We start from the raw sequence: 16825 nt of genomic DNA, 5'->3' as shown, positions 1-16825 counted from the left end.
AAAAATTCAAATGAAAATCTATGTCACCGGACTGCTAATGTTAGGAGCTTCCTACTTTATATCGGCTCAGACAGGCAGTCCACGAAATGATACCATCCGAATCTCCCTAAAAGACGCATGGCAAAGAGCTGAAGAAAACAGCCGTCATATTAAAATAAATACCCTTAGTGTAGACATTGCGGAAGCAGAAGTAAAAGATACCAAAAGAGAAAGACTTCCGGAAATACAAGTGAAAGGATCAGTAGAAAAAGCATCCAACATTCCCATCTATGAAAACGGAATTTTTTCCAAACCCAGCCAACACGAAGTCATCCATACCCTTTACAGAGTGGGAGCCGATTTTTATCTGAATATTTACAACGGAAATAAGCTCAACCTTAAAATTAAAGAAAATCAGACCTTACAAAAGGTGAAAGAAATCCAGAAAGAACAGGCTGTTTCCGATATTCATTACAAAACAGCAACCCTTTACCTCGAACTTCAGAAAACACTTATCTTCAGGGATCTTATTAAACAGGATATTAAAGATCAGGAAGTACAGCTTAAAGAAATAAAATCTCTGTATAAAAACGGAGTGGTTCTGAAAAGTGATGTTTTAAGAATAGAACTTGAGCTTTCCAAGCGTAAAATGACTCTGATTACCATTGAGAATGATATTCTTATCGCCATGCAGAAACTGAATATTATTCTTGGAGTTCCTGACGAACAGATCGTTATTCCTGAAATACCGTCTAACCAATGGGACGCTAATACAACCTATGCAGAATATCTCAAACTGGCATTGGAGCATTCATTTGATTACCATGTTTCTGAACAGAATACAGAATTAAGTAAGCTTAAACTGAAACAGGTAAAAGCCAATGTAAGCCCTAAAATAGGAATGTACGGAGAATTTTATTATGCCAACCCGCAGATCTTTCTCTATCCTTACAATCCGTATTGGTATTCATTGGGAATTGTCGGTTTAAAAGCTTCATTTTCCATCTCATCTCTTTATCATAATACCAATAAAGTAAAGGCAGCTAAGCTTGAATTTGAAAAAGAAGAAGAAGCTCACAAAGATACTGAAGACAAGGTAAGACAACAGGTAAAAGAAGCTTATTTAAGATATCAGGAAGCTTTGGAACAGATTAAAGTTGCTGAAACTAACGTTGCTCAGGCTAAAGAGAATGCCCGTATTATTAAAAATACTTATTTCAATCAAACTTCCCTTATTACAGAACTTTTGGATGCCGATATCCAGCTGCTTCAGACAAAATTTGAACTGGAAGCAGCAAAAATCATGGCACAGAACAATTATTATTTATTACAGAATATCACAGGCGTTTTATAAAATACAATGAAAAAAAAATATACCCCAACCGACAGACTGATCACAAAGATCACAGGATGGATTTCAGTTTTAATCGTTGCAGCACTTGCTGTCTGGGGCGGTTTTACCCTTAAAAGTTACTATAAATACGAGCAAACCAATGATGCTCAGGTTCAGGAATACGTAAACCCCGTAATTTCAAGAGCCGGCGGATTCATTGTAGCCGTAAAATTCGAGGAAAATCAGGAAGTTAAAAAAGGAGATACATTACTTTTAATTGATAACCGTGAATATGTTCTTCAGCAAAAACAAACCCAGGCAGCGCTTCAGAAAGCCTGTGCCCAGCTGAAAGTTTTGGAAAGTAATACAGGAACCACCCAAAAAGAAGCAGCAGCGGCACAAGCTCAGATAGATGCAAATAAAGCAAAAGTTTGGAAGCAACAGCAGGATTATAACCGATATAAGAAACTCTATGATGAAGAATCTGCTACAAAACAAAGACTTGAAGATGTAAAAGCAACATTGGATGTCAATGAAAGTGATTACAAATCATCTCAGGATAATTATGCTGCTTCCGTATCTAAAATTAATGATATTCAGGCTGAAAAAACAGTAGTACAGGCCGAAATTACAAGATTGGAAGCTTTACTGGATCGTGACAAATTAGACGTAAGCTATACGGCAGTAGTAGCTTCATATGATGGAAGAATGGGGCGAAGAACTGTAGAAGTAGGGCAGATGATTGATGCCGGAGAAACCCTTGCCTTCATTGTCAATAATGAAACAGATAAATGGGTAGTTGCTAATTATAAAGAAACCCAAATCAAGGATATGAAAATTGGAGACCAGGTAAAAATTGTTGCAGATTCTTATCCGGACAGAGAGTTTCAGGGAACCATTATTTCATTATCCCCAGCAACAGGTTCAAGTTTTTCATTATTACCCCCTGATAACTCTACCGGGAACTATGTAAAAATTGTACAGCGTATTCCTGTGAGAATTAAAGTGGAAGGGAAAAGAAAAGAAATTGATATTCTCAAAATGGGGATGAACGTGAACGTTTACGCCAATAAAAAACATTCCTGATGGCAAAGAGACAAATGCCCATTTTTAAAAGATGGGCGCCGGAATGGCTGGTGAAAATTATTCTTTTCTCTATGACCTTACCGGGAATTATCATATTCTTCCTGCCGCTTACCAATATCAATGCTGCGGCAGGGTATTATGGAAGTGAACCTGCTGATATTCAGTTTTCAGTAGCGCTGTTTTACGCCGGATATGTAGGGTTTTACTGTCTGGAAAGACGGTTCTTTAGTTTTCTGGCCGCAAAAGAGTATTTTCTGATATTTACCACGTTGCAGATTGCAGCCTGTCTCATCTGCTACTTTACCCGCGAAGTGTATGTTCTATTTCCGGTACGTTTTATTCAGGGAATGCTGTTTGCAGGGAATGTAAACCTTTCACTAACCCTTATTTTTACCCGTTTGAGCAGTGAGAGAGGAAGAGAAATCAGTTTTTCTGTATTCTTTGGAATCCTGATCTGTGCATTACCATTTAATAATCTGATTACGGCAGATCTTATTGATTCTTACAACTTTAATATTGTTTACAAAACAGCCATATTTTCTTATCTGCCGGGGCTTATTTTCCTGACCCTGGCGATGACGAATTACAGACCCAATGTGAGATTTCATTTGTATAAACTGGACTGGCAGAGCTTTGCTGTTTTCAGTACTATTTTGGTACTGATAGGGTATATTACCATTTTCGGCCAGGAATATTATTGGCTGGAAGATAATAGGATTTTAGGAAGTGTGATTACGATTGTCACATTGGTATTACTGTCAATCTTCCGTCAAAATTCAATTAAAAGACCTTATATAGAGCTTCGGGTTTTTAAATACAGGAATTTTAAAGTAGGGCTTTTTATTCTTTTTGTCATGTATATCTGTCGTTTTGCATCAGGAATTACCAACAGTTATTTTGCAACAGAGCTGCATCTTGATCCATTTTATATCTCTTATATTAATATTTTTAACCTTTCAGGGTTGGTTATTGGAGTTATTATTGCCTGTTGTATGGTTTTGCAGAAGAAAAAGATACAGTATGTCTGGGCACCCGGATTTCTGATGCTACTCCTGTTTCATGCCTTAATGTATTATTCCTTTGATGTGCAGGCGGATGAGTTTAATTACTATATTCCTTTATTTCTGCAAGGATTGGGAGTAGGGTTAATTATGGTTCCGACAATTATTTTCATCATATCTTCTGTTCCTGCTTCTATTGGGCCGTCTGCTGCTGCAACGGCACTGGCAATACGGTATTTTGGCTTTTGTGCCAGTATCGCACTGATTAATTTTTTTGAACTTTTTGAGAAAAGCCGTCATTATAATGCATTCCAGGATCATATAACTGTAATTGATCCTTTTGTAAAAGACTTTCTTCATAAGCAGACGGCTAAACTTACAGCCAAAGGAATGCTTGAAGATCATGCGGTGAAGGCTTCCAATAAATTATTGGTAGGAAGAATTAATGTTCAGGATCATGTACGTTTTGCTATGGATTATTACGAAATGATGGTATGGCTTCTGGCTGGGGCATTGTTATTGATACTTCTTTTCCCATACCTGAATCGTACTGCTCTTTATTTGAAGTCCCGCAGGTTATCTCCTGCATAAATAGTAAATTAAAAAGTATAGCTTATTAGCTAATTTTATAGTGAGAGTGCTGAGGCTGCCTTTTTAGGGCAGTCTCTTTTTGTTTTGTGGATGAAAATAATAATTGTTGGCCGAAACTGTCTCTTTTTTGTCATTGCAGCCAGGTGACATTCTCTGTACATTTGCATCATAAAGATTGAGACATGGAAAATGCCACAAAACAAACAGGAATAAAAAATATAGCACTTTTGGTTTTACCACAAGTTCAGTTGTTAGATATTGCCGGTCCCTGTGATGTGTTTACAGCAGCCAATCTTTTTTTGCCGGATGATGATAAATTTGGATTGAAATATAAGATTCATCTGATATCCGGTACTCCAGATAAAATAATTTATTCAAGTTCAGGAATTCCTTTACCCTGCAACCATACCATTTATGATATAGACTTTCCGATAGATACTTTACTGGTTGCCGGTACGGATCTTGGAACACTGGATGATATTAATCCTGATTTATATTCTTATCTGCAGAGTATTTTAGGTAAAATAAGACGTCTAGGGTCAGTCTGTGTAGGAGCTTTTGTTCTTGCCAAAGCAGGATTGCTAGAAGGAAAGCAGGTAACTACCCATTGGAAATATGCTGATATTTTGCAAAGGACATATCCTGATCTGAATGTAAATGTTAATCCGTTTTTTATTAAGGATCAGGGAATATATACTTCGGGTGGTGTTTCCTCCGGAATAGATCTGGCATTGGCATTATTGGAAGAGGATTTGGGAAAACCAATCGCTTCGGAAGTTGCAAAACATCTTGTTTTGCATCTGAAAAGGCAGGGAGTACAGTCTCAGTTTGGAAATGCCATTTCCGATTATGAAATGTTATCTCCGCTCACAAAGCAAATCAGAGATCTACTCAAAGATAAGCTCAGCCAGTCTGTCAGTATAGAATTTATGGCTGAATCCGTACATATGAGCGTTCGTAATTTTTCCAGGGTATTTTTGAAAGAATCAGGAATGACACCCGGGAAGTTCCTTGAAAAAATGAGGCTGGATCAGGCCAAAAATATGTTGGAATACACTGATATGAGTATGGATATGATTGCTGAAAAATGTGGTTTCAGTAATGCCGTGTCCCTCAGACGTTTATTTCTAAAATACCTTTCCATTTCTCCGTCCCAATACCGGAAAACCTGTAACGGAACAGTATAATTTCTTTCATTTTTTGAATAATAAAAGCTGATAGGCAATGATCAGCAAGGAAAAGCATGTCTTTATATCAAATAATTAATTTAAAAAATATCATGATGAATGAACAACAAAAGAACAGGAAAATGAATGTCGCATTTTTGATTTACGATCAGGTAGAAGCTCTTGACCTGAATGGTCCACTGGATGTTTTTATTAAAGCAGACCTGATCTCTGCAGGCAGTTATCACTGCTACACTGTTGGAAAAACTAAGGAAGCTGTATTGATGGAAGCCAATACCATGTCAATTACTCCAACATATGATGTAACAACAGCTCCGCAACCGGATATGATTGTCATTCCGGGAGCCAATCCGGATAGGGTGATGGAATGTCTTCAGGATGATGATTTTCAGAGTACAGTAATGCAATGGATAAAAGATCATTACCATAACGGAACTACTGTTTTCACAGTGTGTACAGGAAGCATGCATTTATCTAAAACAGGAATATTGGACCATCATGAAATTACAACCCATTCTATGTTACTGGATACTTTAGAACAGTATAATCCGAAAAGTATCGTGAAAAGAGAAGTGAGGTTTGTAGATCAGGGACAATTGATTACTACAGCAGGAATTACGGCTGGAATAGATGCTGCTTTGTATCTGGTAGAAAAACATCATGGAAAAGAATTAGCAGATACTATTGTAACACTTTTTGAATACCAGCAGCGGGAGTTTAAACACTAATTGCACCAATTTTTTCACAAATAACACAAATTATAGCTGTTTTTATTATTGAAAATGGTCTGCAAATCAGAATAGTCCATTAAGAAAGATCTGCGTAATCTGTGAAATCTGCGAGAAACTAAAAAGAATAAATTTCGGCGGGCCTTTGGCCCTCCGAAATTTATTATAGAATATTAGATTTTATAAAACTCCGCTTTCCAATATAGAAAATGTCTGGTCAATACAATTGATTTCAGCCAATTTTCCATACGGAATGGTAAAAGTAGGGCAGGTGTGGCCGAAATCCATCTGGGTAATAACAGGTAAATCATATAAACCTTCTTCATCCAGTACCTTTAATAGTTCAGTTTCATATTCTTCAGCATAAAGATTGTCATAAGGTCTTCCGAAAATAATTCCTTTGGCGTTTTTCAGAATGCCCGTTGCAGCATAATTTCTAAGCCAGTATCTTACATAATCAGGATGAGGTTTACCTTCTGATGTTTCAAAAAATAGAATAGATTCTTTCCATATTTCAGAATCCGGCCAGTAATCCGTTCCTTTAAGCATTTCCAAAACTTCCATACAGCCACCAATTAACGGTCCCTGAACAATAGAATTACCTCTTATAAAACGCCATTCTGCAGGTGGAGACAGTTTTCTTTTGATATCTTGAAGGGAAGGATCAAACCAGTCAAGGAATTCAGTCGTCCAACCTTCAGGATTAGGATGGATCTGTCCAATAACTGAAGAGGAGAATAATGTACGTTTAATATCATTGATCTGATAATCATGCATAGAGCCGTTCTCTGCAAAACCAACTAATAAAGAAGTTCCGTAGAATGAGCTTAAACCCGCTTTAAGACAGACAAAATGAGTAATTGTACTGTCAGAAAACCCTAAAAATATTTTAGGATTATTTTTAATCACAGAAAGATCAATATATCTAAGCATCCGAATGCTGTCATCTCCACCAATATTTGAAATAACAGCTTTGATGGAAGGGTCTGAAAAAGCTTCCATAAGATCATTTGCTCTGGCTTCTGGGTTATTGTAGATCCATTGTGCAGATTGAAGGGCATGCCTGGTTTCAGTAACTTCCAGATTAAAAATCTGGCTCAGTCTTTCTTTACCTTTTGAATATCTGTATGGAAGATCACCTGCAGCACCCCATGACATGGAAATGCTTGCTACTTTATCACCATCAGCTAATCTTTGAGGAGTAATTAATTTCATACTTATTGAACTGTAATAAAACAGAGGATTTTGTTTAAGAATAATTTAACTGGTTGGAAAATAAACCAATAATGATTATTTATGACCACTTTGTTCAAAAATAGAACATCTTTATAAGAAATCCAATGATAAACAGTAAAAAATGAGCAATGGAATTTTGATTGAAGTTTCCATAAGCTTGGGCTTGTAAAGAGTTTTTTTGAGAGATTATCATCAGGTTCCAATTTTTTGGAAAAAAAATAATTATCATAATTAATTTATAAACAGATATTTGCTGATTTGAATCAAAAAAATATGATAAAAAAGCTTTGCAAAGCTTGGATTTAAAGGAGATTTTCCTATCTTTGCAGTCCCTTAAACAAAGGGATTTACTTGAAAAAGTAAGTGGCCGACTCGGTAGCTCAGCTGGTAGAGCAATACACTTTTAATGTATGGGTCCTGGGTTCGAATCCCAGCCGGGTCACTCAAAGAGACAACTTTTAATAGGTTGTCTTTTTTTTATGTTGATAAATATATATGCTTACTATCCTCAAGATATAAAAATAAAAAGTCTGTAAAATAAATGATTTACAGACTTTTTTATAGCTTTCGCTATAACTTTCAAAAATACTATAAAAGGTTGTGATAGAGGAGTTGTTAATTCTGATTAAACTGACCAATTTTAATAGATGATTATGATCAGATTTTCAAAATTCTACACTTTGATCTCAAATTTCTTTTATAAATAGTTTTTTTTGATTCCACTCATTCAATTGCAATTAAAGTTTAGGAATATTCTTTATTCTTCATTTTTGGGTTTGAAGCTTCTCCCAACTCCCTGTCGGAGAAATTTTATTTTTCCTTGTACTTTCTTTGCTTGTTCAAGAACCTCCAATGCTTTTGTTCTCTCGTTCACTTTGCCAGCATGTGTTATATTGTCCTGACGTTCATTTTTTTTCATATATCAATATAATGAATTTATTTGAAAAAAACAAATTATTGATTGTAAGGCTAATAAGAAGCCAGGAGGCTACTGGTGCTGTAGGAGCTCAAGGGCTAGTTGGAGCCAGAGGTCGTTCAGGGTATTCAAGGTATACAGAGAGTTGCAGGTCCTCGGGGAATTATTGGTATTATGGGAGTAATAGGAGCCGCCGGACCTCAAGATTTACAAGCTACAGTGATTAAATAAGAATGTATTTTTTATAAAGATTACATCCTATTGTAAGTCTATGATAAAAAAATCCAGTGATATTCTGTTTTTATTGGATTTTTTACGTTGATTGGTGTTAGAGAACTGGCTTAGTATGCTTAAATTTATGATATTAAAAAATATATAATTAACATATAATAAATTGCATTGCAAAAAATAGATATCAGATGGAATGTCATGAAGAAAAAATACATCTTTGCGGAAAGATTCAGGATTTTGGTTATTTGTTTGTTTTTGAGAATAATAGCTGTACTGCTGTCAGTGAAAATTCAGATGAAATCATAGATGATGATATTGATGGATTGCTTGGATTGGCACCAGATCAGGTTTTGAAATCAATATTACCCAGTAATAGCATAAATTTAAATGAGGTTAATGAGTATATTTTTCATGAAGGTAAAAGATTTGTAAAATATATTAAAATAAAGGAACAGAAGTATTCACTCAGTATTTATCAATATGAAGGGAAACTGTTTGTTGAAATTGAAGTCTGTAATGATTATCAAATAAAAGGAACAGATCTCAATAATTACGCCCATGCATTCAAAGAAAGCGAAGACCCCTGGGAAGTACTCACAACCCTTGTTAGAAAGGTTATAGGCTTCGATCGGTCAATGGTATATAAATTTCTTGAGGATAACAGCGGGCAAGTAATTGCAGAATCAAAAAATAAAGAATTGACTTCTTTTTTATCATATCGTTATCCTGAATATGATATTCCCATACAGGCAAGAGAACTGTATACAAAATTTTTAGCCCGCAGTATAGCAGATATTGATGGGGATGTGCATGATGTTTTGGGAATCTCTCCGGATAAATTGGATTTAAGTTATTGTAGTGTAAGAGCTTTATCTCCTATACATCTGGAATATCTTCGTAATGCAGATATTTCTGCAAGTGCCAGTTTTTCAATAATTATTGAAGGAAAGCTATGGGGGCTTGTAACATGCCAAAATACAAAACCTAAACATGTTGATCTTGAACAGAGAAATATATGTTCATTTTTAACGCAGTATGCAATCAATCATTATCTTCTAAACTGTCAGAAAGAATTAAACGGTAATCATGAGATTATAGGTGAGCTGGAAAGAGATATAAAGTCTGAAATATTGGTTAACTACGATCTTCATAGTGTTACCGAGAAATATGCAGCCAGAGTAAAAACGGTTGTTAATGCAGACGGATTGGCTATGAAACATAATGATAGTCTTGCCTTTATAGGAGAGACCCCTGAAAAAGAAGGCATTGAAATCATTGATAAATTTCTTTTAGAAAAAGAAAATGAATCTTTATTTTTTACAAGTAAATTTGATTATAACCATCCAGAATCTACTACCAGTCAAATATGTTTCCCCGGAGTTATCAGAATCAATTTGCTTCCCGGAAGTAACTGGTTTCTTTACCTGTTTCGAAAGGAAAATATTGTAGACGAAATATGGGCAGGCAAACCTGAGAGAAAGAATTTAAAAAATTCAGATCAGCAAAATTGCTATCCTAGTCCCAGATCCTCATTTGAAAGATGGAAACAGCTTAGCGAAGGGAAAGCGATCAATTGGAAAATTAGTGAATTAGCTTTTCTTGAAAGGATTGTTAGTGTTATACAACAGGCAATTGCACAGAGAGGTGGAGAAATATTTAATTTAAATAAAGAACTTATACGTTCAAATAATGCGTTGGATACATTTGGATATACATTAACCCATGATCTTAAAAATCCATTAGCAATGATCAAATTATCTGCTGATATGATTATTAAGCGGGAAGAGGATAAGAAGAGTATAAAATCTAAGTTAGCCAATAATATTATTGACTCGTCCAAACTGATGACGGAAATGATGGATAGGATTAATGAATTATCCCAATCTAACTACATTAATTTTAAATTTGAAAGAATCAATCCGCGTAAAAAGATCATTGAAATTGTAGAAAACTGTAAAAGGCAATATGAAAATGAGAAGCTTACATTCATTCTTGGTGATACATTAGAGATTCCAGCCGAAAGAACATTGCTTTATCAGATGTTTCTGAATATTATTGGAAATGCTATTAAATATAGTTCCCAAAAGAAAGCACCATTAGTAGAAGTAAATAGCTACCGGAAGGGACTTTCGGTAATTTACGAAATTAAAGATAATGGTATTGGCATTGATCTAAGTAATGGAACTGATATTTTTAGAATCTTTAGCAGAATGCCTCATACAGAAGAATTTGAAGGAGTAGGTATTGGACTTTCTATAGTTAAAAGAATTACTGATAGGCTTGGAGCAAAGGTATCTGTTGAGAGTAAATTAGATATAGGAACTAATTTCAAGATTGAATTCATGAATGTTCCCTTACAATCAGATATTCATGCTTAATCTTGCAGATCATAATGTATAAACAGCCAAATTCTGCAGGCTTTATTAAACCTTTTATAAATATGAAGTTCATTCATCAGATCGATCCATCGAAGTTTACCTTTTGTAAATTCCAATATTGTCAAAATGATTATATGGAAACTTCTCAAAGGGTACATTTTTTTGAAATTATGTGGTTCAAAAATGATCATGATATAATAAATAAAGGTCATCAGATGTATCTGATTCCTCTCTATCGTTCCGAAAAAATACATTTTGAAGGAAAACAGGGATGTGTGCTGGCTTTCAAAAGAGAATACCTGGAAGAAGATGATAAGGAGTTTGCACTGGATGTTTTCAGACTCTTTAATCTTCATGGGCAATATACCAGTCTTCATTTGGATGATGATAGTATAGAAACACTTCAGTACCTCAATATCCTGATCGAGAAAGAATATCAAAATCCAATGGGAAGTTATCTGGTGATAAAATCATTGCTGAAAGTTTTTCTTCTGAACCTAATCCGTGCCAGCCAACATGGTTTTTTAAATCAGGATATTCATCAGAAAAGAGTCTATCAGTTCATCATGTTAATGGATGAACATTATAAAAAAGAGCGCAGGGCAGAATTTTATGCTTCCAAAATGGGAATCAGTGAAAAGCGGATCAATCAGATTCTGAAAGAAAAAATGAATAAAACGCTCACTCAGCTGCTTCATGAGAGAGTAGTTGTAGAAGCAGACAGGATGTTGATTTCCGGAGAACTTACGATCAAAGAAATTGCTTTTGATCTTAATTTTGAAGATCCTGCTTATTTTTCAAGGTTTTATAAAAAGCAGACAGGATCCAGCCCAGAAGAATTCAAGAAACTCAATGCATGTTTATAAATGCAGCTGACTTTTTCTTTTATATTACATTTTATGAGCATCCAAAGATGGATGTTTCAGTATAATATATTTCCAAATAGTGCAGGTCGATTAGAGAATAATACAATAGCCTGATAGCTCAGCTGATTTAAATTTGTAGAACAATCAACAGTTCATAAAGTGAGTGGGGAAGTGGTTGGAATGAATGTTAATCTGCTTCATATCTGTTGGTTGAAAATCAAATAATATAATTAAAGTATCAGGTATGAGACCAACAAAGGAAACCGAAGAAGTAATGTTCAGAGAAATTAATACACTATTATCTCCTAAACCCATCGCTCTTGAAGCAGGAATTAACAGACTGGAAAACGGAATGCTCCATATTGCCATGAGAAATGTTTTGCCTCAGTGTAAAGGAAAAATGCTTGACTGGTGGTTCAAGTATTTTGAAACAACATCAGATCTTAAATTATGGCACCCTCATGACCATGTTCAACATGGGGGCTGGGACAGCAAATGGGTTAAACATGAGAACTATATTGGAGCAACAATACATGCTACAGAATCTTTAGGAAATATTCCACCCGTTCCTGCTACTATAAAGTTCCATGATCCTGCTGAGATCTTTGATGCAGAAATTCTGACGCAGGCTTATGCTTCCGGAGCTGTAAGTGCAGTGGTATATGCGAGAATAGGTTTTGGTGAAGATACTCCTATTAATGATAATGGTGATCCTGTTGACGGCTACATGTTCCACGTAGTTAGGGATACAGTACAGGGCTGTACATTGAGAAGCCATTTTTATCTTGGGGCATTAATGGCAGATAGTGAAAATCAATTGTCAAATGAAGTCGGATTTGGATTAATGGAACACTGCTATAGTGAATTTACCTATCTCGCTCAGATTCTTCCCTCTCTTTATTATGCTGAAAATAAAAATGGAGACAAAGCTCCGTTTCTCTGGTAATTTTGACCAAGGTGTACAGCCGAATAAAAAAAATCAAAAAAATGATTAAAATGCGGTATGAAAGTTTTGATATCGCATTTTAATTACAAATAATTATTTATCAGTATTTTGTTACGTAAATCAGTTAATACTTTTGATTATCTTCTGAGATAAGAACAGTTTTTTCTATAAAAAAGATTCAAAAAAACTTGGATTTAAAAGAGTTTTTTCTATCTTTGCAGTCCCTTAAACAAAGGGATTTACTTAAAAAAGTAAGTGGCCGACTCGGTAGCTCAGCTGGTAGAGCAATACACTTTTAATGTATGGGTCCTGGGTTCGAATCCCAGCCGGGTCACAAGTAAAAAAGAACTACACATCTGTAGTTCTTTTTTGTTTTTATATTGTATATTTCATAACAGTAACTTGTGATATTGCATTCTCTACTTCATTAAAACCATTCTTTTTGTACAGGTGATAAGCAGATTCATTCTTTTGGGCCACCTCTAAATACACTTCAGTTATATTGAACCTTTCTCTGACATCATGAATAACTGCCTCCAACAATCCGGAACCAATATTTTTCCCCTGAAAGCTTTTATTTACATACATCTGGTAAATATTCCCGGAATGGTCTTCATTCTTAACAAAAACACAAAGCCCAATCAGCTGTTGATCTGCAAAAGCGCCAAAGGCCAGTTTTTCAGCAGTTTGATTTTCAACATCAATCTCTATTTTGAGCTTCTCCGTGTTCAAGGCTTCCTGATAATTGGCTTCAAAAGAATCTGGAAACTGTTCAAGGCTTTCCAGACGAATGGCTCGGTACATGGCACTTTCATGGGACAAAAGTCGTCTATATTCAATCTTCATGATTATTCTAATGATAAAAATTTAAAGTTAGTTTTTTAAATATACGAATTGTTTACGTTGTTTTATTTTAAGTAAATGAATATTATTCGTTTATTTTAAAGTATAGTACAGTAAATGTAACAATTTTATTTTCAGATAGTCTTATTAAAAAAGAGAATAAACCAAAAGAGCCTTTAAAAAGCATTGACAGTTTGATTTTGTATCATTAGTATGATAAATACAAATATTTTATTTTTTTCATATAGAAGAGATACTGTATAAGTATTGATGATATAAATTATGTATATTTATATCATGGATTGATTAAAATCATCAATTTGGTGCTTTAGTTCTGGTTAATTCATCAAGGTATGTGTAGGTAGGTATATGGAATGAAAATGCAATTGAAAAGAAGAGGAAATTAAAAATAAAACATTATTAAAACTAACAGAACATATACAATAATTATACGAAAGATGATGATCTGTGTACTAAGCATAGGTCTATTGCTGTATATGTTTTCCTGTCGTACAGATCCAAAGAATAAAGATAGAGATGAGTTTGATGCTGCTCTCATAAAAAAGAGTTCAGACTTGCAGCTTTCCGGAGAATATGAAGCACTTATTGAGCTTAATATAGAATATCTGAAAAAGGCAGCCAAAATGGGATATAAAGAAGGGATAGGCCTTTGTTATCTAAATATGGCAGAAGTAAACGTATCAGCCGGAAACTATGAAAAAGCACTCTTTTTTTCAATAAAGCAGAAAAAGATCTGAAAAATTCTGAAAATAACTTTCATAAAGCTGTATTTTATGATGACTACGGTCAATATTATACCCACCTTAAATTGTATGATAAGGCTATAGAATGTAATCAAAAAGCATTTTCATTCCTGAAAGAAGCCAAAGATTCAGAGCTTAAAACAAAGCTTCTTCCAAGACTTTACATCAATAAAGGAATTCATTATGCCTGGAAAGGATGGTATGGTACCTCTTTAAAATCTTTTCTGAAAGGAAATGAACTGGAAAATTCAGCATACAGTAATTGTATGGTGGCTCAATATTATCTGTTCAAACATCAGCCTGGTTCTGCAGGGGGGTATATTGCAAGAGCAGATGAAAAAATGCTCAGTCAGAAGACAAGTGACGTAGAATCTCTTTGGGTCTATTATACCATGGGATATTATTACAATGAAATTAATGATAATGACCAGGCAGAAAAAGCCCTGAAGAAGGCGTTGGAGATTAATATCAAAACACGACGTACTTATTCTTCCCATATTAATGGAGTTTATAAATCGTTGGCAGAACTTTACAAGAAAAAGAATGATGGTGGCAAAGCATATTATTATCTGAAAAAATACATGGAAGAGGAAGGTCATCTGGATGCTGCCCGGCTAAATACCATGAATAAAACAACGGAGAATTTTATTTCCGAAATGAAACCGGAATCAGACTGGCATAGAAGTGATCTACCTCTGGCCATTGCTTTATCTATTACAGCATTAACGATTTCCGGGATATATGTTCAGAAGGTTATAAAGTCTCAAAGGTTAAAGAAAAAAGTTTTAAAAGAAGAGACCGAGGAGCTGAAGAGCCATGTTCAGCATAAGATGCTGCAGGAAGTTATTGAACTGGCTCAAAAAATGATTCTTCATTTCTGATGAAATTTAAAGAATTGTACCCGGACTTTATCAGTACTCTTCTGAAGATTAACCCTGATCTTGAAAATTCTGAACTTGCTTTCTGTGCTATGTTGAAACTGAATTTTTCATCCAAAGAAATTGCAGATTACACTTTTGTACAACATAGATCTGTTCAGCAAAAAAATATAGGATAAGAAAAAGACTTAGCATCCCCGGGGATGAGGATATTTATGCCTTTTTTGATAAAATAGCTCAGTAAGATACTATGAATAGAAGCAGATAGAGATATTAAAGAAAATGTAATATCATTTTATCTTAAAAATCATTTTTAAATATTAATTTATACAAGAATTAAGTCAAAGGGAAAAAGTATTATGGTCCGTATTTTATTTTTTATGTTACTTATTATCCTGATTTCCTGCAGTCCGGAATCCAAGAAATATGAAAAGAGTTTTGATTTTCCTTTAATGAAACAAAACGAGGAACTCCGAATGGCTGGAGAGTATGATTCCTTGGTGATCCTTAACAAAAAATATTATAGAATTGCTGAGAATAAGAGATATGAAGAAGGAAAGGCACTTTGCTATGTTAATTTGGCAGAACTTAATATTTCATTGGAAAACTATCAGAAATCTCAGTTCTTTTTAAACGCAGCAGAAAATATTTTAAAAGACTCCAAAAATAATATTCACCTAGCTCGGTTTTATAATATTTACAGTCGTTTGAGCAGTGAAATGAGACGGCGTGATAAAGCTATAGAATATAATAGCAAAGCACTAGAATTCATCCAGGCTGCCGGAGAGTCTGAACTTAAACGAAATATACTTTTTAATATTTACCTTAGACAGGCAACCTATTTAGTAGGTAAAAAACAGCCGGATAAAGCCTTGATTTTCTTTAACAAGGCCAGAACAGTAGATGATAGCGGAATGGCAGATTGTGCCATAAGTGATTATATATATATGCATAAAAATAAAGACTCTACTTATAAATATATAACACTTGCCTACAACAAAGCACTAAAGAACGGAAAAGAAGATGGAGTAGCATTATATACCAATACCATTATGGGAGAATATTATATTGCAGATAAACAATATGATAAAGCAGAAGAAGTATTGAAGAAAGCTCTGAGAATAAATCTTAAAATAAAAGGAATCTACGCTTACTATCTCAAATTTATATATAACGACTTACGGGTAGTTTATGAGAATAAAGGTGAGAAAGAAAAAGCCTATTTCTATCTCAAGGCTTATACTGAAGCTTATAATAAAACCAATACTTCCTTATTATCTACCATTAATCAGGATATGGAATCCTTTATTACAGAAACAAAAACAGATACAGAAAAACATAAGAGTAAGATCCAATGGGTTATTTTTCTGTCATTTGCTGGGTTCTCATTATTGGCAATATATGCATGGAGAATTATTAATACACTCAGAAAAAGAAAGGCGGATTTGAAGTCTGAGGCTGAGGATCTGAAAAATAAAATTAATGATAACAGACAGGAAGAAATCATTGAAATGGCGAGGACAAATGATCCCAGGTTTCTATCCTCTTTTAAGGAAGTATACCCTGGATATATAGACCAGCTTTTAGCCATTAATCCCAGTCTTGAAAATTCAGAATTGATATTCTGTGCTATGCTGAAACTGCATTTTAGTTCAAAAGAGATTGCCAACTATACTGAAGTTCAGCACAGAACTATCCAGCAGAAAAAATACAGAATCCGGAAAAAGCTTAATATTCCAACAGAGACAGATATCTATCATTTTTTGATGCTTTAAATTAAAGCAAAAAAACTGCCTGATTCATGATGTCAGACAGTGTTTCGAAATGTTTTTTTCGCCACCTGAATTTTCTTAGTGGTCTTG

The 16825-nt window shown here is 34.5% G+C and carries 15 protein-coding genes and 2 tRNA genes; 14 read left to right on the top strand and 3 right to left on the bottom strand.

All coding sequences use genetic code 11. From position 1 onward, the window contains the following. Nucleotides 1-10: 10 nt before the first annotated feature. The 5 genes from BOQ64_RS02645 to BOQ64_RS02625 all read left to right on the top strand — a co-directional run bounded on the left by BOQ64_RS02645 (nucleotide 11) and on the right by BOQ64_RS02625 (nucleotide 5905). A complete protein-coding gene (locus BOQ64_RS02645; RefSeq protein WP_129056263.1) occupies nucleotides 11-1333 on the top strand; it encodes a TolC family protein in 1323 nt (440 codons plus the stop codon). A gap of 6 nt (nucleotides 1334-1339) precedes the next feature. Further along, the gene (locus BOQ64_RS02640) at nucleotides 1340-2398 is read left to right on the top strand and encodes an HlyD family secretion protein (protein WP_129059625.1); all 1059 of its coding nucleotides are present in this window, start codon (nucleotides 1340-1342) and stop codon (nucleotides 2396-2398) included. After that, a complete protein-coding gene (locus tag BOQ64_RS02635) occupies nucleotides 2398-3990 on the top strand; it encodes a beta-carotene 15,15'-monooxygenase (protein ID WP_129056267.1) in 1593 nt (530 codons plus the stop codon). Before BOQ64_RS02640 ends, BOQ64_RS02635 begins: the two co-directional genes overlap by 1 nt. A gap of 182 nt (nucleotides 3991-4172) precedes the next feature. Continuing rightward, on the top strand, nucleotides 4173-5177 hold the full coding sequence (locus tag BOQ64_RS02630; RefSeq protein ID WP_129056269.1) for a GlxA family transcriptional regulator: 1005 nt from the start codon (nucleotides 4173-4175) through the stop codon (nucleotides 5175-5177). Between the two features lie 92 nt (nucleotides 5178-5269). Next, the gene (locus BOQ64_RS02625) at nucleotides 5270-5905 is read left to right on the top strand and encodes a DJ-1/PfpI family protein (RefSeq protein WP_228448097.1); all 636 of its coding nucleotides are present in this window, start codon (nucleotides 5270-5272) and stop codon (nucleotides 5903-5905) included. A 180-nt stretch (nucleotides 5906-6085) separates the two neighbouring features. On the opposite strand, the gene BOQ64_RS02620 is transcribed toward BOQ64_RS02625, so the two are convergent. Continuing rightward, a complete protein-coding gene (locus BOQ64_RS02620) occupies nucleotides 6086-7120 on the bottom strand; it encodes a S66 peptidase family protein (RefSeq protein WP_129056271.1) in 1035 nt (344 codons plus the stop codon). A gap of 390 nt (nucleotides 7121-7510) precedes the next feature. Between BOQ64_RS02620 and BOQ64_RS02615 the strand changes: the two genes are divergently transcribed. Continuing rightward, nucleotides 7511-7583 (top strand) — tRNA-Lys (locus tag BOQ64_RS02615). Nucleotides 7584-7898: 315 nt separating this feature from the next. Here BOQ64_RS02615 and BOQ64_RS22980 read toward each other — a convergent pair. Next, nucleotides 7899-8060 (bottom strand): hypothetical protein, encoded by a 162-nt coding sequence (locus BOQ64_RS22980; RefSeq protein WP_164975732.1) that lies wholly within the window; start codon nucleotides 8058-8060, stop codon nucleotides 7899-7901. A gap of 416 nt (nucleotides 8061-8476) precedes the next feature. On the opposite strand from BOQ64_RS22980, the gene BOQ64_RS02610 reads away from it, so the two are divergent. The 4 genes from BOQ64_RS02610 to BOQ64_RS02595 all read left to right on the top strand — a co-directional run bounded on the left by BOQ64_RS02610 (nucleotide 8477) and on the right by BOQ64_RS02595 (nucleotide 12812). After that, the gene (locus BOQ64_RS02610) at nucleotides 8477-10666 is read left to right on the top strand and encodes an ATP-binding protein (RefSeq protein WP_129056273.1); all 2190 of its coding nucleotides are present in this window, start codon (nucleotides 8477-8479) and stop codon (nucleotides 10664-10666) included. A gap of 134 nt (nucleotides 10667-10800) precedes the next feature. After that, nucleotides 10801-11532, top strand: a complete 732-nt coding sequence (locus BOQ64_RS02605) for a helix-turn-helix domain-containing protein (protein WP_164975731.1) — start codon at nucleotides 10801-10803, stop codon at nucleotides 11530-11532. 244 nt (nucleotides 11533-11776) lie between these two features. Continuing rightward, complete coding sequence (locus tag BOQ64_RS02600) at nucleotides 11777-12478, top strand: DAPG hydrolase family protein (protein WP_185147055.1); 702 nt, start codon at nucleotides 11777-11779, stop codon at nucleotides 12476-12478. Nucleotides 12479-12739: 261 nt separating this feature from the next. Next, nucleotides 12740-12812: transfer RNA gene (locus BOQ64_RS02595), tRNA-Lys, on the top strand. Nucleotides 12813-12853: 41 nt separating this feature from the next. Here BOQ64_RS02595 and BOQ64_RS02590 read toward each other — a convergent pair. Beyond that, nucleotides 12854-13324 (bottom strand): GNAT family N-acetyltransferase, encoded by a 471-nt coding sequence (locus BOQ64_RS02590; RefSeq protein WP_129056277.1) that lies wholly within the window; start codon nucleotides 13322-13324, stop codon nucleotides 12854-12856. Between the two features lie 455 nt (nucleotides 13325-13779). Between BOQ64_RS02590 and BOQ64_RS02585 the strand changes: the two genes are divergently transcribed. From BOQ64_RS02585 to BOQ64_RS02575, 4 genes are all read left to right on the top strand, one after another. Then, nucleotides 13780-14079, top strand: coding sequence for a hypothetical protein (locus BOQ64_RS02585; RefSeq protein ID WP_129056279.1), 300 nt, complete (start codon nucleotides 13780-13782; stop codon nucleotides 14077-14079). 71 nt (nucleotides 14080-14150) lie between these two features. Beyond that, the gene (locus tag BOQ64_RS02580; protein WP_129056281.1) at nucleotides 14151-14966 is read left to right on the top strand and encodes a tetratricopeptide repeat protein; all 816 of its coding nucleotides are present in this window, start codon (nucleotides 14151-14153) and stop codon (nucleotides 14964-14966) included. Next, a complete protein-coding gene (locus BOQ64_RS22975; RefSeq protein ID WP_164975730.1) occupies nucleotides 14966-15142 on the top strand; it encodes a hypothetical protein in 177 nt (58 codons plus the stop codon). Before BOQ64_RS02580 ends, BOQ64_RS22975 begins: the two co-directional genes overlap by 1 nt. A gap of 201 nt (nucleotides 15143-15343) precedes the next feature. Continuing rightward, the gene (locus BOQ64_RS02575) at nucleotides 15344-16738 is read left to right on the top strand and encodes a tetratricopeptide repeat protein (RefSeq protein WP_164975729.1); all 1395 of its coding nucleotides are present in this window, start codon (nucleotides 15344-15346) and stop codon (nucleotides 16736-16738) included. The last annotated feature ends 87 nt before the right edge of the window (nucleotides 16739-16825 follow it).

This window comes from Chryseobacterium sp. CH25, assembly GCF_004119455.1.
Classification (GTDB): Bacteria; Bacteroidota; Bacteroidia; order Flavobacteriales; family Weeksellaceae; genus Chryseobacterium.
The sequence above is the reverse complement of the archived record's forward strand: the minus strand, read 5'-3'. Positions and strand labels throughout refer to the sequence as shown.

Bases quoted from the DNA above. Each gene is read 5' to 3' on its own strand.
- BOQ64_RS02645 (WP_129056263.1), top strand. From the start codon at position 11: ATGAAAATCTATGTCACCGGACTGCTAATGTTAGGAGCTTCCTACTTT.
- BOQ64_RS02640 (WP_129059625.1), top strand. From the start codon at position 1,340: ATGAAAAAAAAATATACCCCAACCGACAGACTGATCACAAAGATCACA.
- BOQ64_RS02635 (WP_129056267.1), top strand. From the start codon at position 2,398: ATGGCAAAGAGACAAATGCCCATTTTTAAAAGATGGGCGCCGGAATGG.
- BOQ64_RS02630 (WP_129056269.1), top strand. From the start codon at position 4,173: ATGGAAAATGCCACAAAACAAACAGGAATAAAAAATATAGCACTTTTG.
- BOQ64_RS02625 (WP_228448097.1), top strand. From the start codon at position 5,270: ATGATGAATGAACAACAAAAGAACAGGAAAATGAATGTCGCATTTTTG.
- BOQ64_RS02620 (WP_129056271.1), bottom strand. From the start codon at position 7,120: ATGAAATTAATTACTCCTCAAAGATTAGCTGATGGTGATAAAGTAGCA.
- BOQ64_RS22980 (WP_164975732.1), bottom strand. From the start codon at position 8,060: ATGAAAAAAAATGAACGTCAGGACAATATAACACATGCTGGCAAAGTG.
- BOQ64_RS02610 (WP_129056273.1), top strand. From the start codon at position 8,477: ATGGAATGTCATGAAGAAAAAATACATCTTTGCGGAAAGATTCAGGAT.
- BOQ64_RS02605 (WP_164975731.1), top strand. From the start codon at position 10,801: ATGGAAACTTCTCAAAGGGTACATTTTTTTGAAATTATGTGGTTCAAA.
- BOQ64_RS02600 (WP_185147055.1), top strand. From the start codon at position 11,777: ATGAGACCAACAAAGGAAACCGAAGAAGTAATGTTCAGAGAAATTAAT.
- BOQ64_RS02590 (WP_129056277.1), bottom strand. From the start codon at position 13,324: ATGAAGATTGAATATAGACGACTTTTGTCCCATGAAAGTGCCATGTAC.
- BOQ64_RS02585 (WP_129056279.1), top strand. From the start codon at position 13,780: ATGATGATCTGTGTACTAAGCATAGGTCTATTGCTGTATATGTTTTCC.
- BOQ64_RS22975 (WP_164975730.1), top strand. From the start codon at position 14,966: ATGAAATTTAAAGAATTGTACCCGGACTTTATCAGTACTCTTCTGAAG.
- BOQ64_RS02575 (WP_164975729.1), top strand. From the start codon at position 15,344: ATGTTACTTATTATCCTGATTTCCTGCAGTCCGGAATCCAAGAAATAT.